Below are 22,467 nucleotides of genomic sequence, written 5' to 3'. Positions count from 1 at the left end.
CCAGGCCACCCCCCACCGGGCGTGTGACAGCTCACGAAGCAGCGCGTCCAGAGCTAACAAGGATCGACCCCATGGCTTCAAGCCTGACGAAGGACTCACCGAGCACCGCTCACGAGAGGACCTTCCTCGGCCACCCGATCGGCCTGGCCACGCTGTTCATGACCGAGATGTGGGAGCGCTTCTCCTACTACGGCATGCGCGCCCTGCTCGTCCTGTACCTGGTCTCCGGCGGTGCGGACGCCGCAACCGGCAGCCAGGGGGGTGGGCTCGGCTTCACCATGGCCACGGCCACGGCGATCTACTCCGTGTACGTGGCGATGGTCTACCTCATGGCCATGCCGGGCGGCTGGTTCGGAGACCGCGTCTGGGGTGCCCGCAAGACCGTCGCGATCGCCGGTTTCGTCATCATGGCCGGCCACGTGGCACTGGCCCTGCCCGGACAGATCTCGTTCTTCGTCGGTCTCCTGCTGGTCGCCGTCGGTTCGGGCCTCTTGAAGGCCAACATTTCCACGATGGTCGGCCACCTGTACAAGGGCCCGGAGGACCCGCGCCGTGACGGCGGCTTCACGCTGTTCTACATCGGCATCAACCTGGGTGCGTTCGGTGCGCCGTTCCTGATCGGCACCATCGGCGAGGTCGTGAACTGGCACCTCGGCTTCCTGCTCGCCGCCATCGGCATGGCACTGGGCCTCGTGGTGTTCCTGGTGTTCGGCCGCACGCTGAACCCGGAGAGCAGCGTCGTCCCGAACCCGCTGTCCCCTGCCGAGCGCAGCAGCATCCTGCTCAGGACCATCGCCGCTCTGGTGGTCATCGGTGTGTTCTACGCCGCCGTGGTGGCGTTGGACCTGTTCACCATCAAGTGGGCGCTGTACCCGATCACCATCGCGGGCCTGGCCATCCCGGTGGCCGTCCTGGTCCGCATCAAGCGGGACAAGGAGCTGTCGGGCCCCGAGCAGTCCAAGATGACGGCGTACGTCTGGTTCTTCATCGCCGCCGCGGCGTTCTGGATGATCTACGACCAGGGCGGTTCGACGCTGTCGCTGTTCGCCGACTCCAAGACCGGCACGCTCTTCGGCTGGGACCCGTCGACCACGTGGTACCAGGCGCTCAACCCGGCGTTCGTCATGATCCTCGCCCCGGTCTTCGCCTGGCTCTGGCTGTCGATGGCCCGCCGGAACCAGGAGCCCAACACCGTCGTGAAGTTCTCGATGGGCCTGGTCCTGATCGGCGCCTCGTTCTTCGTCTTCATGCTGCCGATGGGCATGGCTTCCGGCGGGACCAAGGTGTCGCCCATGTGGCTGGTGGGCATCTACCTGATCCAGACCGTCGCCGAGCTGTGTCTGTCTCCGGTGGGCCTCTCGGTCACGACGAAAATGGCGCCGCAGAAGTACGCCTCCCAGATGATGGGTGTGTGGTTCCTGGCCGTCACCGCGGGCGACTGCACCACCGGACTGCTGTCCCTCGCGGGCGTCGACCTGAACGGCATGGGTGTGATCGCCTTGCAGGCGGCCGCCGCCGTGGTCGCCGGTCTCGCCGTCTTCGCGTACCGCAAGAAGGTCCAGGGGCTGATGGGCAACGTGCACTGACGCACCCGTTTCCGGGGAACGGCCCGGCACGCCCCTCGGCGTGCCGGGCCGTTCCTTGCCCGCAGGGTCGTCCTCCGGGAGAACGTCACCCCCGCAGCCTGCGCCACGGCGTGAAGGTGAACACCGCGCCGCCCAGGAGCAGCACCGTGCCCGCGACGAGCGCGAGGGCGTGCAGGGCAGCCGTGCCCTCGGCGCCTGTGTCGGCGAGTCCGCCGCCGGAGCCGGTGCCGCCGCCCGCGGAACCGGAGGCCGACCCCGAGGCGCCCGCGGAACCCGATCCGCCACTCGCACCCCCCGGCTGGGCGGTGGTGTCGAGTTCCAGCGACACCCCGACGTCGGCGGGCGGTGTGCACGTCGTCGTCGTGCCCAGCGCCTTGACCGTGAGGACGCCCGGGCTGAGGGTGGACCTCCCGCTGGCGCCCGGCTTGTAAGTGCCGGTCAGGTCCGGGATCACGATCGGGTGGCCGGAGGCGATGGGGTCCTTGTTCGGCGGGCCTTCGACGTGGACGGCTCCCTTGTCGGCACCTCCCAGCTCGACCTCCATGGAGGGGGTGACCGACCCCGCGGGGATGTCCGCCGGGCTGTTCATGACCGAGGTGGAGAACCTGACGGTGAGTGCGTAGTCTCCGCCCTCCTTCCGCGCGTCGATCCTCACCGGGGAGACGGCGTCCTTGTCACCGATGGGAGTCTTGCAGTGGTAGGCCACGTCGACTTCCTTGCCCTCGAAGTCCGTCGAGCCGCCGCCACCGCCGGTACTGCCGCCGCTCGACGCGGTGCCACCGGACGCCGTGCCACCCGAACCACCGGACGTCGAACCACCGGACGTCGAACCACCCGAACCACCGGACGTCGCACCACCATCCGTGACCTTGACCGTCGCGCCTGCCTTGACCGTCTCCTTCGGGGCGCACTTGGTGTCCGTCGAGATCGGCTTGGAGACGTTGATGGCGTACGCGTCCGGGGTCAGCGTGACCTCCCCCACGGCCGTCAACTTCAGCTTCGCCTTCATGTCGGGCAGCACCATGGGGCTGTTCTTGGGGATCGGCGGGTTCTGCCGCGGTCCCTCCATCGCGAGGTCGGCGCTCTGTGCCCCGGCGACCTTGAGGGTTCCCGTCGGCTTGACGGTGTCCCTGCCCAGGTCCAGGACATCCGGGTTCTTGGACGCGGCCCGGACGGTCTTCCAGACCACCTCGATCTCGTCGCCGACCTCGGCCTGCGCGGGTGCGGTGATCTGTACCTCGGTGGTGCCCTGGACGGGTGGCAGGCCCGAGATAGGCGGGGGAACGCACTCCGTCAGGTACGAGACGTCGGCGGCCTGTGCGGGGGACGCGGCAAGGAGGATCCCCGCGCCGCCGAGCATCAGCGCGGCCCCTGCCGCGCTCATCCTCCGTTGCGTGCTCACGTGTGTCCCTTCGTCGCGGATCGGTTCTCTGACGGTGCGGAGTCCGAGGTGAACCACGGCAGGCCCGTGGCGGGTCGCCCCACCGGTACGGTGCGGGGCGCGCTGCGGTGGCGTCCGGGCCGGGGGGTGCCGCGGCGGGGTCGGACGCGATCGACGACCGCCATGCCGGTACGGAACAGCGCTGCCGGGACGACGACGCCCAGCAGTACCCAGAAGAGGGTGACGCCCCAGGGCCTGCCCACCCCCCACGGCTGCTCGACGAGCGCCTTGGAGCCGTAGGCGATCGTCACCTGGTAGTCGCCGTGCGCCCCTGCCGACAGCTCGACGGGCAAGGTGATCTGCGCCTTCTCGCCCGGCTCGATGGTGCCGCGCCACTGCCGCTCCTCCCACTGGGGGGCGAAGACGCCGTGCGCGGTACCGACCTTGAAGACCGGGTCTCGGACCGGCGCCGCACCGAGGTTGCCGACGGTGAAGACCAGTTGGCGGCTCGGCGGGGCGCCGAACCAGACCAGGAGGCCGCTGGAGCCGCGCAGTCGGACGGTGGCGAGCACGGCGAGCTTCCCGCCGCCCGGGGGCTGGGGCAGCCGGGCCGTGGGGTGGCCCGCGACGGTGAACGCGGTGTCCACGGTGACCGGTTCGCCGGTCACCGTGGCCACGTGCACCACGCAGGGGCACGGCTTCGGGGGCTCCGCGACCGGGATCCTCTTGCTGAACGCCCCCCTGGAGTCGGTGGTGACCGCACGCCCCTCGGCGTTGGCGCACGCGTTGGTCCCGCCGATCACGCCCCGCTCGGGCGTGGACTGCCCGCAGACCAGCAACATCAGCAGCGCGCCGGGCCGCCAACCGGCACCGCTGACGGTGACGTCGCCGCCCTTGCCCCCCTGGGCGGCGGACAGACTGACGGAGGGCCCGGCCTCGGCGCCGGCGGGCGGGGCGACGAGCACCAGGGCCGCGGCGAGCAGTCCGGTCAGCAGCAGGGCGAGCGGCGCGCGGGCACCGGGTCGAAGGCCGCGGCAGCACGTACGGCGGGACGTGGGGACCGGGCGGCTGCCGTCGACGGCACTCGTCGCGTCGGGGCTGCGGGGGAGATTCGGGTCCCCGATGGGCTCGGGGCCGGCGCGCCACCCGGCGGCCGCGCGGCGGACGGGTCGGATGTGGGTACCGCCGTTCACTGGTGGACTCCCGCCCTCGCCGTGTGCTGTTGGGTGCCGCTCGGTGCCGCCTCGGCGGACCGTCGTGGGGCGCGGCGCCGGTGGTGCACGCGCCGGGCCGCGGCCGCGGCCGCGATGACGAGCACCGCACCGACCACGGCGCCGCGGGGGACGTACCGCACGTGGGCCGTGGCCTCGCCGAGGGCCCCGCCGCGCGCGGTGGCCCTGAGGGTGATGTCGACGGAGCCGAAGGCGGGCGGCTCCACCCAGCGCTCGGTCAGCCGGACCCGCTGGCCGGGCCGGAGGTCGACCGGCAACGGGCGGGCGGGGCGCCGCACGAGGGTGCCGGTGAGGCCCTCCGCGCGGACCTCCAGGCGTGGTGCAAGGGTGGTGTTGCCGCGGTTGACCAGGGCGTAGTGGATCAGATCGCCCTCGACGTGCACGTCCTCGACGGTGAGCGCGGCGAGGGTGGGTCCGGTGACCCGCAGGTGGACGGGGACTTCCGTGGTGCGGCCGGAGGCGGCCACGGAGATCCTGGCGGTGTGGTCGCCGGGCACGGTGTCCGGCACGGTGACGGCGAAGGGCACGTCGGCGCGGGTGCGGGGCGGGACGGTGACCCGCCCCCGGGCGAGGGTGATCCAGCTCGCTCCCGCGGTGCGCAGCCGGACGGCCAGCGGTTCCCCGCCCTCGTTCGTCACGGAGACGGTGTCCTCGGTGACCGTGCCGGGCGGGCCCTCCACATAGACGTACGGCCTGCCGCCCGCCGCCGGCCGGGCCGTCCAGTGCGGACCTGGGGACGCCCCGGCGGGGGCCGGGGGGAGGAGCACGCACAGCAGGGCGGCGGCGGTGGCGGTCAGCGGGGTGCGGAACGGCGGCACTGCCCTCTCCCCCGCCGGGTCAGCCCGCGGCCTGCCGGCCGCGCCGGGTCAGCCAGAGCACACCCGCCGCTCCGGTGAGGAACACCGTGCCGCCGAAGGTGCCGAGCGCCAGGGCCGAGTCGAGCGGGCCGGTCCTGGGCAGTTCGCCCGCACCGGAGTTCGTCCGGGCTCCACCGCCCGCACCGGGGGCCGGATCCGGTCCGGAGCCGGAGCCCTTGACGTCGAGCGCGAGCGACGGCCCGGGTTTGTTCTTCGGCGTGCACGTCGTCGTCGTGCCGAGCGCCTTGATGGTGAGGACGCCGGCGGTGAAGGTCACCTTGCCGGTCTTCCTCGGCGTGTACGTGCCCGTCAGATCGCTGATCTTGATCGGGGTGTTGGGGGGGATCGCCTCCGTGTTGGGCGGCCCCGAGACGTTGACGGTGCCCTGTTCCGCACCGCCGAGCTCGATCACCGCGCTCGGGCTCATGGCCCCCTTGCCCAGTTCGACCGGGCTGGAGGACACGCCCTTCTCGAAGGACATCGTCAGCCGGTACCCGCTGCCGCTGGGGGTGCTCTTGATGTCGATGGGCGACACGGCGCCCTTGGGTCCGATGGGCGTCTGACACTGGTAGTCCACGTTCACGACGTCGGCGTGGGCGGCGGGGGCGGCCACCAGCACCACCGAGCCCGCCACCGCCGCTGCCAGCGCGAGAGCTGTCCGCTTCTGGTACGACACCTCGAGTTCCCCTCGTGCCGGAGAGTCGCCGCATGTTACTGACGACACATCAGATTGGGCGCTCAAGGTACGCCCGGGCCCTGATGGAGGGAAGACAAAGAGCACGGCGGATCGCCGTGCTCCACAAGAGCTTCAAAACCCGGGGTCGCGGGGCCGCTACGAGGGTGCGGCCAGCTCGGCCCACACCGTCTTGCCGGGCGCGCCGGGCGTCCGCACCACTCCCCAGTCCAAGCAGAGCCGCTGCACGATGAACATCCCGTGCCCTCCGGGGCGGCCGGCCCGGTGCGGGGTGCGCGGCGCGGGCTGCCCGGTCCCGCGGTCGGACACCTCCAGCCTCAGCACCTTCGTGTCGCTGGAGACCTGCAGCTGCTCCGGGCCCTCCGCGTGCAGGCAGGCGTTGGTGACCAGTTCGGAGACGACGAGCAGCACGTCCTCGGCGGCGGCCCTGCGTTCGGCGGAGGCGGCGGGGAGCCAGCCCCAGTCGTAGAGGGCCTGCCGGGTGAAATCGCGGGCCAGCGGGACGATGCCGCTGGCGTGGGCGAGCATGAGAGTGCGCACCCGGCCGCCGGGGGCCACGGGCTCGGGTCCGCCGCCGGCGTCGGCGCGGGCGCCGTCCGGCTCGGGGCGGCGGTCGCCCGGCGGGTACTGCCGGGTGGTGCTCATCAGCGCTTCACCTCACCGATTCACCAGTTCGCGTTCGAGTCAATACAGAGCGTGCAGGGTCCTCGCACGGCCTGCGGGGGTCTTCTGCCCGACCGTCCCGAGACAACACCCGGTCGATCGTCACACCGCTTCACTTCAGTCGGCCAGCGCCGCTCCGAGCGAGTCGTGGACGGTGAAGACCGCCTCGGCGCCGGTGATCTCGAAGACCCGGGCCACGACGGGCCTCATCCCGGCCAGGTGGACCCCGCCACCAGCGGCCTCCGCCCTGAGCCGGGCACCGAGCAGCACGTTGAGGCCCGTGGAGTCGCAGAACTCGAGGCGTGAGCAGTCCACGACCAAGCGTGCCCGACCTTGATCCAACGCGTTCTCGAGTGGCGTACGCAACAATTCGGCGGTGTGGTGATCGAGCTCACCCGAAGGGGTCACGACCTCACTCCGGCCTTCGGTCCGGGCCTCCACCCGGAGGCGGCCCCGATTCGCGCTTCCGACCGTCCCGCGGTCCATGCCCGTCCTCTTCGCCGATGCCGTTGACGTCGTAGAACACTACGCGTTTCACACGCCCATCGGTAGCCGAACTCCCCCGCAAAGCGGGCATATATGACATTCGACACTTGCAACATTCGGCAAAGAACGGGTAGGGCTAGTAGGGACACCACCAACACGGCCGGCTTTGGAGGCGCCGCACACCGCAGCGACAGGTATGGGCATCGGCAGCCATATGCCGAGAACGATGGAGGAGACCATGTCACCCCGGCTCGACGAAACGCGGACCCCCCTCGCGACGTCGACACGTCAGCACGACCACCTCGAATCCCCCGAGCACGACGAGCAGCACGGGTACTACGCGCACCACCGATCCGCTGAGCTGGTCGACGAGCTCGACCTGCCGACGATCCCGCCGTTCGACGAAGTCGGCGCGGTGGACGCGCGAGCCCTGTCGAAGACGCTCTTCGCCCGCCTCGAGGCCCTCGAGGAAGGCACGCACGAGTACGCGTACGTCCGCAACACCCTGGTCGAGCTCAACCTGGCCCTGGTCAAGTTCGCCGCTTCCCGGTTCCGCTCCCGCAGTGAGCCGATGGAGGACATCATCCAGGTGGGCACGATCGGCCTCATCAAGGCCATCGACCGTTTCGAGCTCAGCAGGGGCGTCGAGTTCCCCACCTTCGCGATGCCGACCATCATCGGCGAGATCAAGCGCTTCTTCCGCGACACCTCCTGGTCCGTCCGCGTCCCGCGCCGTCTCCAGGAACTGCGCCTGGACCTCGCGAAGGCCGGCGACGAACTCGCACAGAAGCTCGACCGCGCCCCCACGGTCGGCGAGCTGGCCGAGCGCCTCGGGATCAGCAACGACCAGGTCGTCGAGGGCATGGCGGCGAGCAACGCCTACACCGCGAGCTCGCTGGACGCCCAGCCCGAGGAGGACGAGACCGAGGGCGCCCTCGCGGACCGCATCGGCTACGAGGACCACGGCCTCGAAGGCATCGAGTACATCGAGTCGCTGAAGCCCCTCATCGCCTCCCTGGCACCGCGCGACCGCCAGATCCTGTCCCTGCGCTTCGTCGCGGGAATGACCCAGTCGGAGATCGGGGAGGAGCTCGGCATCTCGCAGATGCACGTGTCGAGGCTGCTCGCGCGGACCCTGAACAGGCTCAGAAAGGGCCTCACGGTCGAGGAGTGACCGCCCCCGCCGAAAGGCACCGCCCGAAGGGCCCGTTCCGTCAAGGGATGGGCCCTTCCGCCGTATTGACGGTGCGGTCCGGAATGGTCCACATTGAGCCCGGGCTCAGGGGGGACGTATGGCTATTGGGGAGGGCCGCCCGGCGGCCTGGACCGCACTGGAAACGCACATGCGGGACCGCGTCGGCAGGGAGTGCCTCTACATGCCGTCCTGCCGCCTCGGGCTCTACGTGGCCCTGCGCCACTGGTGCAGGCCCGGCGGCCGGGTGCTGATGTCCCCCGTCAACGACGACGTCATCTTCTTCGTGGTGCTGGCCGCGGGACTGCGTCCCGTCCAGGCCCCCCTCGACCCGCGGGACGGATCCCTCGACACGGCCGCCGTCCCCGCCGCGCTCTGGCCCCGGTTGTCCGCGGTCATCACGACGAACCTCTACGGGAACCCCGACCCGGCACCCGAACTGCGCACCCGCTGCGACGCCCTGGGCATTCCCCTGCTGGAGGACGCGGCGCACGCCATCGGGTCGCACGTCGGCGGACGGCCCGTCGGGACGTACGGGGACGCGTCCGTGTTCAGCCTCTCCAAGCACACCGCCGCCAAGACCGGCGGCTTCCTCACCGTCGCCGACCCGGGCCAGCGACCAGCCCTGCAGGAAGCCAGGGACGACCTCCTGGCCCCGGCCCGACTGTCCGCGGAACTCGCCTACGCCCTAAGGCCGTACGCGGAGGCGGGGGTGCGGGGGCTGCGCCTCGTTCGGGCAGCGCACGCCGTGGTGCGCCTGCTCGGCAAGGAGGAGCGGAAGGGAATCCGGATGCCGCTGCGGGCAGGGGATCTGGAGCGTGCACTGACCCAGGCCCCCGCGCTCGCACCGTTGCACTCCTGGGTGCGGGTCGACATGCACGACTACCGCACCGCACCGGGACCGATGCGGCTCAGACGGACGGCGCGGCTGCTGGACCGCCTCGACACCCGCCTCGACGCCCATCTCGCCGGCACCCGGCGGTTGCTGGACAGCCCCTGGGGCTCCCCGGCCGGCGGTCCCGTGCAGCCGTTGTTCCGCGTCCCGCTGCTCGTAGCCGACCGCGACGCCGCGATCGCCGCCCTCGCCGCGCACCGCATCACGACGGGGTACCTCTACGACCCGCCCTTGGACGACTACGCTTCCCAACCGTTCACCGACCCGTCCCCGTCCCCCGAACCGGCGCGCTGGTTCGCTCGCCACGCCCTTCCGGCGGACCCGCTCAAGGCGGACCGGATCCTCGGCGTGCTGCGGGACGCCCGGGTGCGGCCGGCCGGTGTTCCAGCCGACCTCGGTACGGGGCGTCCCCGTGGCGGACGTACCGGAAGCGCGGGCGACGGCGTTGACCATGCCGCCGACCACCCGGCCGTGGACCGAGCGGGTGAGCCGCCCCGGGGCGGGAGCGGTGGCTGACACCGCCCGGCTGCGCGGAGCCGACACGGCCGGCGCCGACGGGGGCGGCGCGGCCGGACGGCGCGGGACCGGCCGGCCCCCGGCCCCCCGGCAGCCGCCCGGCGGGGACTCCCTGTTCCGCAACGCCTACGCCCTGATGTTGTCCACCGGTGTGTCCGCTGCCCTGGGGCTCGGGTTCTGGCTGGTCGCCGCGCGCTACTACACGGAGGAGGCTGTCGGGCAGGGTTCCGCGGCCATCGCCGCGATGCGGCTGCTGGCATCCGTCACCGCGACGACCATGATCGGGGCGGTGGTGCGCTACGTGCCCCGGGCCGGCAGGACCACCGGGCCCCTGGTGTGGCGTGCGTACGCGGTCAGTTCGCTCGTGGTGTGCGTCGCATGCGCCGCTTTCCTGCTCACCCTGGACTTCTGGGGCCCTTCCTACGCGCCGCTCCGCGGCCTCACCGCGGGGCTGGTCTTCACCGCGTCCTGCGTCGCATGGGCCCTGCTCACCCTCCAGGACGGCGTGCTGACCGGTCTGCGCAAGGCGGTCTGGGTACCCGTCGGCAACGCCGTGTTCTCCGTGGGCAAGCTGCTGCTGCTCGTCGGGTGCGCCACCGCCCTGCCCGTCCTGGGCGTCTTCGTCTCCTGGGCGGCGGCCACCGCCCTGTCCGTACTGCCGCTCGGCTGGCTGGTCTTCCGGAAACTGATTCCCCGTCAGGCTGCCTTGGACCGCGACCGCGTCCCACCGAGGATGCGCGAGATCGGACGGTTCCTCGCCGGCGACTCCGTGGGGGCGCTGTTCTCCCTGGCGATGATCAACCTGCTCCCGGTGATGGTCGCCGTACGCTTCGACGCCGCACACAACGGGTTCTTCTACATCGCCTACACCGTCGGCGGAACCATGGAGTTCATGGCCATCAACATGGCCTCCTCGCTCACCGCGCACGCCTCGCACAGCCCGGAGAGCCTCGCCGGCGGGGTGCGCGGCGCGCTGCGCAGGATGGCCGTGCTGCTCGTCCCGGTCGTCGGCGTCCTCGTCGTCTTCGCCCCGCAGATCCTCGCACCCTTCGGCCCCGACTACGCCGAGCACGGGACGACCGTGCTGCGGCTGCTGGCCGCCGCAGCACTGCCCCGGGTGGCAGTCGAGCTCTACATCGGGGTGCTCCGGGTTCAAGGGCGCACCGGTGTCCTGGCGGTGCTGCAGGGCTCGATGTGCGTCCTCGTGCTGGGCGGTGCCGCCGTGCTGCTCGGTCCCACCGGGATCTCCGGGGCCGGCCTCGCCGTGCTGCTGTCCATGTCGCTGGTGGCCGTCGTCTCGGTGCCGGGCCTGCGGGCGGCGCTGGCGGGACGGGACCCGCGACCGGGTCGACCCTCCCCGCTGCCGGGCCGCCGCCGGGCCTCCGAGGAGGACTACGGCACGAGCTGGGCCCGCCGGGCGGCGGAACGGCGGGCCGCCGCGGCCGAGGAGCACGACGCGGACTGGACGCGGCAGACCGTGTATCTCCGGGGCGTCCACGAGGCGGCGACGCCCGCCTTCGGGATGCCGGTGTACGCACCCCCGCAGGACGGGAACGCGCAGGACGGCGGACCCTGGCCGTCCGGCTGGCTGTGGCCGGTGCTCGGCGTCACCGCCGCGTCGTTCTGGATCCCGCTCGCCCGCGCCCGGGACGTCCCCGCCGACCGGCTGTCCGGCGTCGAGCTGGTGCGTGCGCTGCCCCCGCTCACGCTGACCGCGGGCATCCTGCTGATCGTCGTGTGCAGTGCCGCGGTGTCGCTGGAACGGCTGCGACCGGTGCTGCTCGCCACCTCACTGCTGACGACAGTCGCGGCCCTGCACACGGCGCCGCTGTTGCTGGGGGTACGGCCCGTTCCGGCATCCGGCCCCGGTCACCGGGCGCTCGCCACGTTCCTGGCAGAGGCCGCCGGCCCGGACGGCACGACAGCCGTACTGGCCGCGCTGCCCGCCGCACTGCAAGTGCTCTGCCTGGCCCTGGCGGCCGTGGCGCTGCGCGCGTTCGGTGCTCCGGTGCGCGCCACCGCGGTCGTCGTGTGGGTTCTCGCGGTGGTGGGCTGGGCCGCGCAGGACCTCTTCGCTGCGGCGGCGCTCGTGGTGTTCGCCGCCTTCCTCGCCATCGCGGTCGCGGCCCTCGCCCACCGCCGTGTCAGCGTGGCGGGAGCTGCTGGTTGACGTAGGGGTCCTGGCCGGCTCGTCGGTAACCATCGAGGCCCGGGCCGTCGTTGACCGTCAGATCGCACCCCTTGCCCGGCACGGCCCGGTTCCAGTGCACCATCGCCTTCACCTTGGGTAGGGTCCTGGCCACCTCGGGGATCGCGGTGTACCAGGCGCGTTGCCGGTCGGGATCCGTCGGGTCGGGAACCGTCGAGAACTCCGCGAGCATCAGCGGCTTCTTCGCGGAGATGTTCGCCACCAGCCAGTCGTAACTCGGCCGTTGGCTCTCGTCGAAGTCCTTCCAGTCGGTGGTGCCGTGGCAGAGGAAGTAGTTGTACTGGTCCATGGCCAGCCAGTCGACGTAGGCGTCACCCGGGTACAGCTGCTTCATCAGGTCGGAGCTGCCGAGGTAGCCGGAGACCGTCCACACCCACACCACGTTGTCCGCTCCCAGCTTCCGGAAGCGGTCCCGCAGGTGGCGGTAGGCCGCGACGTACTCGGCCGGAGTGCCCGCTCCCTCCTTGATCCGGGCGTCCGTCTCCTGGTCGAAGGAGAGGAAGACCCGCTTGCCGTAAGCCTTGATCCGTCGGATCTGCGGGTCGATGGTCGTGCCGTCGTACTTCCCCGAGGCGATGTTCTTCCAGCCCAGTTGGGTCTCGGTGTAGTCGGCGTGGTGCGGCTTGCTCCACACCGTGGACTCCCAGGCGAGCATCAGCAGCCGGTCCCGCCCGAGCTCCTGCTCGTCCGGGGTGAGCAGTTGGCCGTCCGACGCGCTCCCCGACATGTCGTGGTACGTGTACACCAGGTCGAGCTTGCGGCCGATCTTCTTCTCGAACGCGTGGACCGGTGCGGTGAGCGAGCCCTTCCCGTCGTACGGGACGTACGCCCCCCACCAGGCTCCGCACCTCGGCACCAGCTTGGCGTCCGGAGCACACGGGCCGGTGGGCAGCTCCCCTGACGCGGCGTTGTCCGGTAGGCCCGCACCGGTGGGGCCGACGTCCGCGACGGCCCAGATCCCGAGGCCGGCGGCAACGGCGGCGAACACGGCGACGACGGCCGCGGAGAAGGCCCCGCGCCGGGACCCTGCCCAGGGGCGGCTCATCGGCCGCCGCCGGGTTTGGCACGTCCGACCGCACCGCGGGTGGCCGCGGGCAGCGGTAGTCCCGGCAGGGCGGAGACGAACGTGGTGAACGCGGCGAGCGACACCAGGAAAGCGGTCACGGAGAAACCCTCCACCAGGAACAGCGACGTCGCCGTGAGGACGCCGAGAGCGAGGCTGATCGGTGCGGCCAGCGCGAACGCCTCCAGACGGGCAGCGGGCCGCAGTCCGTCCGGGAGTGGATGGAGCAGCGCGAGTCCGGGACCGAAGGAGACGAACAGGAGGACCGGTATCCAACGCAGCGGGGAGCCGCCGGGCAGGAGGGTCGCGGCGAGCGCCAGCCAGCCGGAGGCCGCGGCACCTGCTCTCAGGTGGCCCCGCCTAGGGAACGCGGTCGTGCTCATCGGGATTCGCCTCGCGATCGGTACTCGAGTACGACGCCGTAGCGATGCTCCTCGACGACCTTGAACAGCGGTGAAGCGGACAGCCGGGCGCGCAGGACCGCGAAGCCCCCTGGAGGCAGGAGACCCTCACCCGCCGTGTAGACGTCCTGGGTGCGGGTGAGGACGACGTACGCCGTGGCGCCCGGTGGAATGCCGTCCGCCAGGTAGCCGGCCGGGTCGGCCAGCATCTTCTCGTTCTCCGGGAGCTCCTGCTCGGCGAAGAACCAGTGTTCCAGCTCGTCGTAGCGGTGCAGCGCCTGAGGGAACGAGCCGGTGGCCGCCAGGACGAGCGCCCCGGCGGGGGCACGGTCGAGGGTCCTGGTGACCATGGCCGTCTCCGCGGGAGGGGTGTAGTACATCTTCTCCTTGCCGTAGTACGACGGCAGGAACCCGGCGACCAGTGCGAGCAGGGCCACGGGCAGTGCGACCGCTGCGACGCCCTTCCGCACGGCTCTGGCCCGGGCGGACGATCCACGGGCGCCGCCGGCCGCCGGTACGAGCGCGGCGGCCGCGAAGAAGGCCGCGCCCGGCAGCCCGAACAAGTAGACGCGGAACAGCATCTCGCCGCCGTAGTCGTTGACGGCGAACAGCGGCAGCGGCGCGGCCGACACCAGCAGCAGCGGCAGCGCGCTCCGGGTGAGCCGGCGGCGCACGACCACGGCGCCCCCGGCCAGCACGGCGATCACGAGCACCATCAGCACGTTGGCCCGGCCCGCGAGCTCGGGTCCGGGTCCGGTGAGCTGCCCCGCGTAGCCGGCCCTGGAGTTGCGGGTCAGCTCACCGATCGAGTCGGACAGGGTGCCGAGCGTCTCGACGAAAAGCGGCCGCCCCATCGTCACGTCCCATGCCAGCATCAGCAGCCCCGTCACGGCGAGGAGACCGTAGTTGCGGTAGCGACGGGTCAGTGCCAGGGCGAGCAGACAGACGCACAGCATGACGGGGGTGAGCTGGTGCGAGGCGTTGATGGCGGCGATCAGCGGGGCGAGGATCAGGATGCAGACGGCGCGCTGGCGGGTACTGGTGGACGGCGGCGGCGTGGTCGCGGCCGGGTCGAGCCGGGTGCGGTCGCGCAGCGTTCCCGCCGAGCCGGGGCGGACGAAGTGGCGGAGCACCACGGCCAGTACGGTCAGGTGCAGGACGTAGGCGAAGCCCTGCGGCGCCAGGTAGTCCTGACCGACCCAGTTGGCGAGTTGGAAGACCCAGACGGCGCTCCACACCAGCCGCCAGTCGTCGGTGAACGTGCGGTAGACGAGCACCAGCACCGGCATCAGCAGCAGGCCGAGTGCGATCGGGGCCCAGTTGAGGTACGCGGCGGCGCTCTCCACCCCGAAGGCCCTGACCAGTGCGGCGTTGAGGCTGAAGAAGCCGGGCCACTGGTCGTAGGCCGACATGTTGCCCGACAGTGCGGCTCCCGGCCGCAGCTCCCCGTGGGTGAGGAACATGGTGATCACGGCATCGTGCTTGGAGGCCCAGGGGTAGCGCACGGAGTCGTACAGCACGGCCGGCGGGGCCTTGAGGGCGAACAGCATCGCGACGCAGTGGGCGGCGGGCCACCAGGGGGCGGTGCCGGCACGCCGCAGGCTCAGCAGGAAACCCCCGGTCAGCAGCAGCAGGGAACACCAGAAGGCGACGGGCAGCCGATCGAGCAGGCCGTAGTCCCCCATGGTCCGGAAGCCGATGCGCGGCAGGGCGTACCCCCACACGCCCAGGCCGAGGACCAACGGCAGCCAGGTGAGGTCGGGCGGAGTGCGCCCCACCCGGGGGGTGCGCCTCGCGGGCGGTTCGGGCGCCGGGGCGTCCTCGGGCGGCAGCACGCTGCTCCCGGTGACCGGTGTGGGCACGCGTTGCTGCACGGTGCGACTCCCCCCACGGATGTGGTCGCGGCCGTCACGCCGCTGTCCCCTTCAGCGAAGTATAGGAACCTGGGTCGGTTTTGGGTGGCTCTCGTACATCTTCGCCCTCGGGTTCCCGGGCTGCCCGGGGTCGCCGCAGGGTTCACTCCCACGAGGTCCGCCTGCCGGGTGCGGGTCCCGCTCCGTGCCACTGACGCGGTTCGCCCCGCCGCACCCCAAGGACGCGGTTCGCCCCGCCGCCCCGGCTCACCCGGCGAACTCCGGCCCCTTCACGGCAGCCCGCGCCCTGCGGTACAGCCGCCACCCCACCGTCGGGAGCGAGTCCGGGTACGGCGCGACGCGGGCCCCCGTACCCTCCATCCACGCCTCGACGTCGGCGACCGTGTGGCTGCGGCGCAGGATGAGCCGGGCGATGCGGTACGCCTCGTCCGCCCGGGAGCTGAGCGCGTGGCGCACGGCAACGGCCGACTCGTACCCGGCGGCGTGGGCGGCGCGGCGCACGGCACGACTGTTGTAGCCGTGCGGATAGGCGAGGTGCCGCACCTCGTGGCCGAGTACGTCCTCCAGGACGGCCTTGGAGTGGCGCAGTTCGTACCGCAGCCTCGGGGCACTGACCGTGTCCAGCTGCGGATGCGTCACGGTGTGCCCGCCGACCTCCACACCGCGCTGCTCCAGCAGCGGGACCTGCGCGAGGGTCATCATCGGGGCGGGCGGCAGCAGACTGCGCAGCCCGGGGGTGATGGCCCCGGTGGTGAGGTACGCGGTGGCCGGCAGCCCGCGGGAGGCGAGTGCGTCGGCGGTCGGGCCCGGCAGATCGGCGAACCCGTCGTCGAAGGTGAGGACGACGGGCCGGGGCGGCAGTCCGCCACGTCCCGCAAGGTGGTCGGAGAGGGCGCTGATGCGCACGGGGGTGCGACCGCTCGCGACGATGGCGTCGAGATGGGCTGTGAACTCCCTTGGCTTGACGGTGAATTCGGCGATCCAGTCCGGCGGGTCGTCCATGACTGCGTGGTAGAGCAGTACGGGAATCCGGGGCACCGTCCCACCGCCTCTCATCGCTCCTCCCGGCTCTCCCAGGGCAGCGGCAGTCCGCGTACCCGGTGCCGAGCCCTGGCATAGCCGAGGGGACCGGCCAGCATTCCGCGGCGCTCCAGCCGGGAGAGGGCACGCGGCCAGGGATGACCACCGCCGCCGTGCTCACCGGGCAGCCCGTCGCCCCCGTCCCGGTGGGCCGTCATCGCGCGGGCGTGGGCGAGTCCCCGCGGAACGCAGGCGAGCAGCACCGGCAGCAGGGCGGGCCGCCGGACGACGAGCGCGGTCAGATACGCGGTCAGCCCGGCGCCGTATCCGTACGCCTGGTTGCGCAGGTCCTGCAGGCCCTCCCGGTGGTGGTGCCACACGAGGGCGTCCGGCGTGTACCGCAGCCGGTGCCCGTCGGCGAGGACCGCCGCGAACGCATAGAGGTCGTCGCCGCCGCGTGCCGGCGTCCCGGTACCCGTCGCCGGGTCGAATCCGCCGGCCGCCCTGAGCGTGTCGGCACGGAAGGCCATGTTGGCGCCGGAGCCGAAGCGGCCCGCGGTGAAGGGGAACAGCGGCTCGTCCTCGGGCGGGCGGGCCGGGTCGTAGGTGCGCGGCGAGAAGCCCTTGGCGAAGCCGCCGTGGCTCTCCAGCAGCACCTGCGCGGGTGTGGTGAGCCGGGCGGGCAGGATGAGGCCGGTGACGCAGCCGATCCGGGGGTCCTCGACGAACGGCGTGCTGAGGGCGGTGAGCCACTGCGGGTCCGCGATCACGTCGTCGTCGGTGAACGCCAGCACCTCGCCCCGGGCCGCGGCCACCCCGCGGTTGTGGGCGATGGCCAGTCCGGGCACCGGCTCGCGGACGTAGCGGACGCGGTCCGGGTACGTGAGCGCGAGCAGGTCCCGGGTGGCGTCGGTGACGGGCGCGTTGTCGACGACGACGACCTCGAAATCCGGATGGTCCTGGGCGAGCAGCGAGTCGAGGGTGCGGGCGAGCCGGTCGGCGCCCTCGCGGGTGCCGACGACCACGCTGGTGCGGGGCGGTGGAGCCGCGGCGGGCTGGGCACTCGGGGCCGACCGCGGGGTGCAACGGGCACGGGCGTGGGCGGCGAGGGCTTCGGCAGGGTCGGCTCCTTCGGGAACCGTGGCCGTCATGGTGCCGACGGGCCGCCCTCGGACACGGACCAGGACGAACACCTCGCCCGCGGTGACGGCCGGTCCGCCGGGCCCCGGCCGAAGCGCGAGGACACCGGGGCCGGGCGTCGCGTCGTCATCGAGGTCGTCGAGATCGAGCTCGGCGACCTGCATGCTGCGGATTCCGTGCGGGTCGTAGGGGCTGTGCGATGCGTGCGGGCCGTGCGGCATGGGGTCCCCCGATGCTGTGGTGGACGGGCGCCGAAGCGAATGCGGCCGCATCCGTCAGTCGCCCCTCAGCCGGCCGATCCGCTTGAGCGTCCGCTGCGCGCGGCCGGCGAGGCGCGGCCGGTTGCGCACGAAGCTGTGCGCGCGCCGGGCGGGCTCCCGGCTGACCCGGTACAGCGCCGCCCGCACCCCCGGCTGCGTCGACGAACCCTCGTGGACCTCGATCTCACCGGTCTTCAGCGAGTCCTTGTACTCGGCGTCCCCACGGCCGAGGTCGAGCATGCCGATGCCCTCGGCCGCGGCGGCCTCGGCCATCCGGAGATGGAGGACCAGTCCCGGCGAGTACTTGGCGAACCCGGTGTCGTACGAAGGGAACCAACACGACAGCACGGTGCGCGAGCGCAGGCCGAAGTGCGCAGCGACGGGACGGTCCGCGGCGTACAGCACGGACAGCACCCCCGAGCACCCGGGCGCGCGGACGCCGTGCAGGTGGTGCACCAGCGCAGTGATCCACTGGCGGGCGAAGCGGTCGCGCCGGCCGGTCCTGCGGTACTGCGCGGACTTCCAGCCCATGAGCGTGCGAAGCGCTGCCGGGTCCCGCTCGTCGAAGACGAACCGCACGTCGCCGACCTGGCGGCCCAACCTGCGCTCCTTCGCCTTCGTGGTCCTGAGGAACTTGGGCGACCATAGGCGCAAGCGCTCCTCGTACGCCGCGTAGCCCTCGCCGACGTCGATCACCGGCGAGCCGAACTCCTCCGCGCTGTCCGGGACGAACAGGCTCTGCCCCGCCTCCAGGTTGTCGAACTCCCAGGCGGACAGGGAACAGGCACCGAGCAACGCGCGCGAGCCCAGCGGCAGCCCGGGACGCAGCACCGCGCCCTGGCAGTCCGACACCCCGAGCCCGATGGCCCGCCCGTGACCGAGGGGGCCTTTCTCGTACGGGAAGAATCCGGCCGGGACGCCGTCCTCCTCGATGACCGCGACCCTGGCGCCCGGCCGCACCCCGGCGACGGCGAGCGTGAACTCCGGCTCCATGAAGGGATTGGCGGGCGCGGTGGACTTGGCGCGCAGCTCGCGCCAGGAGTCAGCCGCCGCCTCGTCCAGCTCCCCGGGCTTCACGACGCGAATGTGCAGACCGCTCAACTCGACCCCCCGGTGCTCCCCTCGAGCTTGCCGGGACAGGACGGTACCGGCCGAAATCACCCCGGGACAGGGTGGGGAGGTCAAGGTGTGACAAACCCGTGGAGGAACGGAAAGCCCGAGTGAAATGCGGGGCAGGTGGTGCGAATGGGAGATCAAGCCGGGGTTTCCGCAACGGATCACCACGAGCGGGGGCCGGGCACGCCGGGGACGGGGACGACCCACCACGGCAACGGGCGGTGACCTTGCCACGGCCTCGGCCGCCACCGGCGGCGGACATCGGCGCGGACGCGGCGGCACGTCGCCATCGCCGGCCGCCGGCAGCGGATCAGAGCCGGAAGGCGGCCCGCACCGCTGCCTCCGCATGCAGCCGGGTCGTCGCGAAGACCGGCACGGGACTGTCTTCCGACCCGATCAGCAGCTCGATCTCGGTACAGCCGAGGACGACACCTTCAGCGCCCCGCCCCACGAGCTCCCGGATGACCCGCTGATAGCCCTGGCGCGACTCCTCCCGTACGACGCCGAGGCACAACTCCTCGTAGATCACCCGGTGCACTTCGGCCCGTCCGGCGGCATCGGGGACGAGCACGTCCAGCCCGTGCCCCGCGAGTCGGTCGCGGTAGAAGTCCTGCTCCATCGTGAACGCGGTACCGAGCAGACCGACCCGGCCGATCCCGGCGGCCCGCACGGCCTCGGCCGTGGCGTCACCGAGGTGCAGCAGGGGCACGTCCACGGCGTCCGCAACCTGATCGGCGACCTTGTGCATGGTGTTGGTACAGATGAGCAGGAAGTCCGCACCGGCGGCGGCCAGCCCGCGGGCGGCACCGGCGAGGATCTCGCCGGCCCGCTCCCACTCACCCGCGACCTGGAACTCCTCGATCTCGGCGAAGTCGACGGAGTGCAGGATCCAGCGCGCGGAGTGCAGCCCCCCGGCACGCTCGCGTACCAGCTCGTTGAGCAACCGGTAGTACTGAGCACTGGACTCCCAGCTCATTCCGCCGATCAACCCGATGGTCCTCATCCCGGCACGCTCTCACGACGAGGACCTGACGTGCTCCTGGTTTTCCCTCCGGGGATGTCGGCGCGAACGGTTTCCGGGCGGTCGTAGCAGCTCGCGTGAGGACGTCATCGGGGGAAACGGGACGAAAGTTCGTCGGCTCCGTCATACATGGATCGTCCTGTTGGCGGAGTGAGATCCACAGGGACGGAACGTCCTACTTCACGCCCTTAGCCGGTGATCCCCAGGAACTCCGCGAGCGTGCGCAACCCCGGCGGGTGCGACGGCCCGTTCCACAGGTCGGTGACGATCGCCACGGCCAAAGTGTGGTGACGCATCCACCCCGGGGCCACCTGCCGCAGTCTCTCCAACGCCCGCACAGCCCCGGCAGCGTCCCCCACGTCGGTATGGGCACGGGCCACGTCCAGGAGCAGCCACGTACGCCAGGAAGGGGGGGGGTGTCCTTGCTAGACAGCCCCTCCTGCGTCAGGTCAGCCAGTCGGCGGAGTCTGGCCATGCGGTCGCCCAAGTGCTCGGTAGCCATGACTCAGAAGCTACGCCGGAGCAACGGTTTCGTTTGACCGACGCCAACTCCCGTGCAGGGAGCGGCCTGCCACGACGTTGCGGTCCCCGAACAGGGTTGCGTCCAGGCACGTGGTGTACGGGTTCGACCTGGTCAAGGCGTTCTCCGGCATCGGGTTGGTGCCCGCATGGACGAACGCGCGTAAATGTCCGTCCGGGCCGCGCCGAACAGAAGACCGAGACCTGGAAGGCCAAGTACGCCCTGCGCGCAGGGGTGGAGGGCGCCATCAACCAGGCCCTGGACCTCACCGGCATGCGTCGGGCCCGCTACCGCGGACTGCCGAAAGTCCGCCTCCAGCACGCCTTCTCCGGCGCCGCACTCAACGTGATCCGACTCGACGCGTACTGGACCGGACACGACCGGCACCACACCCGCAGCAGCCGCCTCGAACACCTCGCCTACCGACTCACGGCCTGACCCAGGAATTGCGCAGCAGAGTCTCGGGGGTCTTCAAAGGCGGCGATCACTCACGCGTTGCACTTCCCGACATCCCTCGCTTCGAGGTCGGTCACATGTGCATCGTGCCCTCATTCGCTACCGGTTGAGGAGGAATGCGACAAGCACGAATACGGCCACGACCACGGCTATGCATACAGCAGCGGACAGGCTCACCGCCACGAGCACGATCTTCCACGCGTTCCGGTTGCGCCATGCGATGGCCTCGGGGTTGTAGCCCATGGCCCGGACCGCTGCCAGCACATCCTGTTGGGCTCTGTCGGAGCTCCCTCTGTCATCACCCGGGGCCCGGTCTTCGTCTCCCACCGTGGTACCTCCATAGCACTTCGCCCGGCAAGCGCGGGAACAATTGCCGCAGGGCGCAGCCACGAGGATCACGGCAAGACGCCCACTCTGTAACAGTCCGTTGACCGACGCCACGTCCCCATGGAACGTGCCCGCCTCCAGCCTCTGACCGTAGGCGGTAGCCCGTGTCTCCGCAGGGGGGCACGTTACGTTTCTCCGGCGCACAGGGACAAGCCCCACAGCTGGGTGAACACGACCAGCACCAAACCCGCAGCAGCACCGAGAACACCTCGCCTCCCGACTCACGGCCTGACCCAGGAATTGCGCAGCAGAGTCCCGACGTGGTTCACAGTCGCCGGTGGCACTGACGGCAGGTCAGCCGTGCCGGACCCGGGAACCGTCCCGCCCCGGGTGGCCGACGCGCGCCGGAACGCATCGAGCAAGACCGCTTGCACCACGGGGCGGGACAGGACATCGAGGCGCGGCCATCGGTCAGCTCGGGGCGCCGAACGCCTGTACCCACCAGGGGCCGTTGGAGCTGAGGTTCACGCCGACACCGAGGTCCTTGAAGCCGCAGTCGAGGATGTTGTCGCGGTGCCCGGGGCTGTCCATCCAGTCCTGCATCGCGGTCCTGGCACTCTTTGGCCCCTTGTGGATGTTCTCGCCCCATTTCCGCCAGTCGTAGCCCGCTGCTTCGATCCGGTCACCGGCGTCCCTCCCCTCCGGGCTGTCGTGCTCGTAGTAGTTGCGGGCCGCCATGTCATCGGCGTGGCCCTGGGCGGCGGCTTGGAGACGGCTGTTGGTACGCAGCGGAGCACAGCCTGCCTTGGCGCGCTCCTCGTTGGCGAGTCGCACCACTTCCCGGGCGAGGTCGGCGGCCGCGCCGGAGACCGGTTCCCCGGGACGGACGGTGCCGGCGGTGCGCCCGGGGCGCGGCGTCGTGGTCCGCTGCGCCGGTCGGGACCGGCTCGTAGGCGCGGATTGGGCGGTGCCGGCGCCGGAACCGGGACGGACTGAGGGCCTCCCGCTCCCGGACGGTTTCGCCGTGGCCGCGGTGGACGCAGACGCCGAAGCCGTACGGGAAGGTGATATTTGGGGATCAGATATCACGGAAGACTCAGGATGAGGCCTTTCAGGTTCGTACTCCAGGACTTCCTCCCGGTTCGAAGCCTTGGTGCGCGCACCCTCCCCGTGACCGCTCAGGACGTAGCCCGCACCCACGGTGACCGCGAAGCCGGCCACAGCGGCGACGACGAGCGTTCGGGCCCGCGCGCGGTGGCGCTGCCCCCTTCTGGATGCGCGTGACCCCGGGCCGCCCTCAGGGCGGGGATCACCTGGCATCTCCGTCAGGCCGTACGTCTCCGTGAGGAATTGCCGGCTCTCGCCCGTCTCGCCCGTCCTGCTCGCGTGACGAGGGTCACGGTGGTGCATGGTGGCTCCGCTCTGTCGACTCCCAGGCCGGTCGTTCCGGCGCACAGGAGAGCGGTCCGCGCAGCCCGTGTAACAGGTTTTGCGAAAGAGAATCCGGGAGGCCGGCGCCGGTCGCGTGAGCGACCCGAGCGAGCCTCCTTCCCGCTCG

The 22,467-nt window shown here is 71.6% G+C and carries 20 protein-coding genes and 1 pseudogene; 5 read left to right on the top strand and 16 right to left on the bottom strand.

What is annotated here, in order from left to right; translation table 11 throughout:
- Positions 1 to 71 precede the first annotated feature (71 nt).
- Positions 72 to 1,586: a peptide MFS transporter gene (locus ACFXOM_RS29480; protein WP_384940035.1), complete on the top strand. Its 1,515-nt coding sequence runs from the start codon at positions 72 to 74 to the stop codon at positions 1,584 to 1,586.
- An 85-nt stretch (positions 1,587 to 1,671) separates the two neighbouring features.
- Here ACFXOM_RS29480 and ACFXOM_RS29475 read toward each other — a convergent pair whose 3' ends face one another.
- The 6 genes from ACFXOM_RS29475 to ACFXOM_RS29450 all read right to left on the bottom strand — a co-directional run bounded on the left by ACFXOM_RS29475 (position 1,672) and on the right by ACFXOM_RS29450 (position 6,899).
- The gene (locus ACFXOM_RS29475; protein ID WP_385040293.1) at positions 1,672 to 2,970 is read right to left on the bottom strand and encodes a hypothetical protein; all 1,299 of its coding nucleotides are present in this window, start codon (positions 2,968 to 2,970) and stop codon (positions 1,672 to 1,674) included.
- Between the two features lie 14 nt (positions 2,971 to 2,984).
- Entirely contained in the window at positions 2,985 to 3,965 is a 981-nt protein-coding gene (locus ACFXOM_RS29470) for a hypothetical protein (RefSeq protein WP_384940186.1), read from the bottom strand.
- 191 nt (positions 3,966 to 4,156) lie between these two features.
- Entirely contained in the window at positions 4,157 to 5,017 is an 861-nt protein-coding gene (locus tag ACFXOM_RS29465; RefSeq protein ID WP_384940038.1) for a hypothetical protein, read from the bottom strand.
- Between the two features lie 19 nt (positions 5,018 to 5,036).
- The gene (locus ACFXOM_RS29460) at positions 5,037 to 5,732 is read right to left on the bottom strand and encodes a peptidase (protein WP_385040291.1); all 696 of its coding nucleotides are present in this window, start codon (positions 5,730 to 5,732) and stop codon (positions 5,037 to 5,039) included.
- 156 nt (positions 5,733 to 5,888) lie between these two features.
- A complete protein-coding gene (locus ACFXOM_RS29455) occupies positions 5,889 to 6,395 on the bottom strand; it encodes an ATP-binding protein (protein ID WP_384940042.1) in 507 nt (168 codons plus the stop codon).
- Between the two features lie 135 nt (positions 6,396 to 6,530).
- Positions 6,531 to 6,899 carry an STAS domain-containing protein gene (locus tag ACFXOM_RS29450; protein ID WP_384940044.1) on the bottom strand — a complete coding sequence of 123 codons (369 nt, stop codon included), beginning with the start codon at positions 6,897 to 6,899 and terminating at the stop codon, positions 6,531 to 6,533.
- 238 nt (positions 6,900 to 7,137) lie between these two features.
- Between ACFXOM_RS29450 and ACFXOM_RS29445 the strand changes: the two genes are divergently transcribed.
- The 3 genes from ACFXOM_RS29445 to ACFXOM_RS29435 all read left to right on the top strand — a co-directional run bounded on the left by ACFXOM_RS29445 (position 7,138) and on the right by ACFXOM_RS29435 (position 11,672).
- The gene (locus tag ACFXOM_RS29445) at positions 7,138 to 8,073 is read left to right on the top strand and encodes an RNA polymerase sigma factor SigF (protein ID WP_385040309.1); all 936 of its coding nucleotides are present in this window, start codon (positions 7,138 to 7,140) and stop codon (positions 8,071 to 8,073) included.
- 169 nt (positions 8,074 to 8,242) lie between these two features.
- On the top strand, positions 8,243 to 9,502 hold the full coding sequence (locus tag ACFXOM_RS29440; RefSeq protein ID WP_384940190.1) for a DegT/DnrJ/EryC1/StrS family aminotransferase: 1,260 nt from the start codon (positions 8,243 to 8,245) through the stop codon (positions 9,500 to 9,502).
- The gene (locus ACFXOM_RS29435) at positions 9,495 to 11,672 is read left to right on the top strand and encodes a lipopolysaccharide biosynthesis protein (protein WP_384945602.1); all 2,178 of its coding nucleotides are present in this window, start codon (positions 9,495 to 9,497) and stop codon (positions 11,670 to 11,672) included. The genes ACFXOM_RS29440 and ACFXOM_RS29435 overlap by 8 nt, the downstream gene beginning before the upstream one ends.
- Here the strand turns inward: ACFXOM_RS29435 and ACFXOM_RS29430 are convergent.
- The 8 genes and pseudogenes from ACFXOM_RS29430 to ACFXOM_RS29395 all read right to left on the bottom strand — a co-directional run.
- Positions 11,647 to 12,756 (bottom strand): glycoside hydrolase family 26 protein, encoded by a 1,110-nt coding sequence (locus ACFXOM_RS29430; protein ID WP_384945599.1) that lies wholly within the window; start codon positions 12,754 to 12,756, stop codon positions 11,647 to 11,649. The two genes, ACFXOM_RS29435 and ACFXOM_RS29430, sit on opposite strands and share 26 nt — an antisense overlap.
- Positions 12,753 to 13,157 (bottom strand): hypothetical protein, encoded by a 405-nt coding sequence (locus ACFXOM_RS29425; protein WP_384940049.1) that lies wholly within the window; start codon positions 13,155 to 13,157, stop codon positions 12,753 to 12,755. Before ACFXOM_RS29425 ends, ACFXOM_RS29430 begins: the two co-directional genes overlap by 4 nt.
- The gene (locus ACFXOM_RS29420; RefSeq protein WP_384940051.1) at positions 13,154 to 15,049 is read right to left on the bottom strand and encodes a hypothetical protein; all 1,896 of its coding nucleotides are present in this window, start codon (positions 15,047 to 15,049) and stop codon (positions 13,154 to 13,156) included. Before ACFXOM_RS29420 ends, ACFXOM_RS29425 begins: the two co-directional genes overlap by 4 nt.
- 246 nt (positions 15,050 to 15,295) lie before the next feature.
- On the bottom strand, positions 15,296 to 16,051 hold the full coding sequence (locus ACFXOM_RS29415; RefSeq protein ID WP_384940052.1) for a polysaccharide deacetylase family protein: 756 nt from the start codon (positions 16,049 to 16,051) through the stop codon (positions 15,296 to 15,298).
- A 50-nt stretch (positions 16,052 to 16,101) separates the two neighbouring features.
- Positions 16,102 to 17,373 (bottom strand): glycosyltransferase, encoded by a 1,272-nt coding sequence (locus ACFXOM_RS29410; RefSeq protein WP_384945597.1) that lies wholly within the window; start codon positions 17,371 to 17,373, stop codon positions 16,102 to 16,104.
- Positions 17,374 to 17,484: 111 nt separating this feature from the next.
- The gene (locus ACFXOM_RS29405) at positions 17,485 to 18,561 is read right to left on the bottom strand and encodes a GNAT family N-acetyltransferase (RefSeq protein ID WP_385040307.1); all 1,077 of its coding nucleotides are present in this window, start codon (positions 18,559 to 18,561) and stop codon (positions 17,485 to 17,487) included.
- Between the two features lie 334 nt (positions 18,562 to 18,895).
- Positions 18,896 to 19,588 carry an aspartate/glutamate racemase family protein gene (locus ACFXOM_RS29400; RefSeq protein WP_385040288.1) on the bottom strand — a complete coding sequence of 231 codons (693 nt, stop codon included), beginning with the start codon at positions 19,586 to 19,588 and terminating at the stop codon, positions 18,896 to 18,898.
- 206 nt (positions 19,589 to 19,794) lie between these two features.
- Positions 19,795 to 20,019 (bottom strand): annotated as a pseudogene (locus tag ACFXOM_RS29395) (transcriptional regulator); the annotation flags it as partial.
- A gap of 74 nt (positions 20,020 to 20,093) precedes the next feature.
- On the opposite strand from ACFXOM_RS29395, the gene ACFXOM_RS29390 reads away from it, so the two are divergent.
- Positions 20,094 to 20,564 (top strand): transposase, encoded by a 471-nt coding sequence (locus tag ACFXOM_RS29390; RefSeq protein ID WP_384945594.1) that lies wholly within the window; start codon positions 20,094 to 20,096, stop codon positions 20,562 to 20,564.
- Between the two features lie 117 nt (positions 20,565 to 20,681).
- Here ACFXOM_RS29390 and ACFXOM_RS29385 read toward each other — a convergent pair whose 3' ends face one another.
- Together ACFXOM_RS29385 and ACFXOM_RS29380 are read right to left on the bottom strand one after the other, a co-directional pair.
- Complete coding sequence (locus ACFXOM_RS29385) at positions 20,682 to 20,909, bottom strand: hypothetical protein (protein WP_384940060.1); 228 nt, start codon at positions 20,907 to 20,909, stop codon at positions 20,682 to 20,684.
- 471 nt (positions 20,910 to 21,380) lie between these two features.
- Positions 21,381 to 21,743 (bottom strand): CAP domain-containing protein, encoded by a 363-nt coding sequence (locus ACFXOM_RS29380; RefSeq protein WP_384940062.1) that lies wholly within the window; start codon positions 21,741 to 21,743, stop codon positions 21,381 to 21,383.
- Positions 21,744 to 22,467: the final 724 nt, after the last annotated feature.

It is taken from the genome of Streptomyces sp. NPDC059169 (assembly GCF_042755225.1).
Classification (GTDB): domain Bacteria; phylum Actinomycetota; class Actinomycetes; order Streptomycetales; family Streptomycetaceae; genus Streptomyces.
Note: the sequence above shows the minus strand (reverse complement) of the source record. Positions and strands in the feature narration are given on the sequence as shown.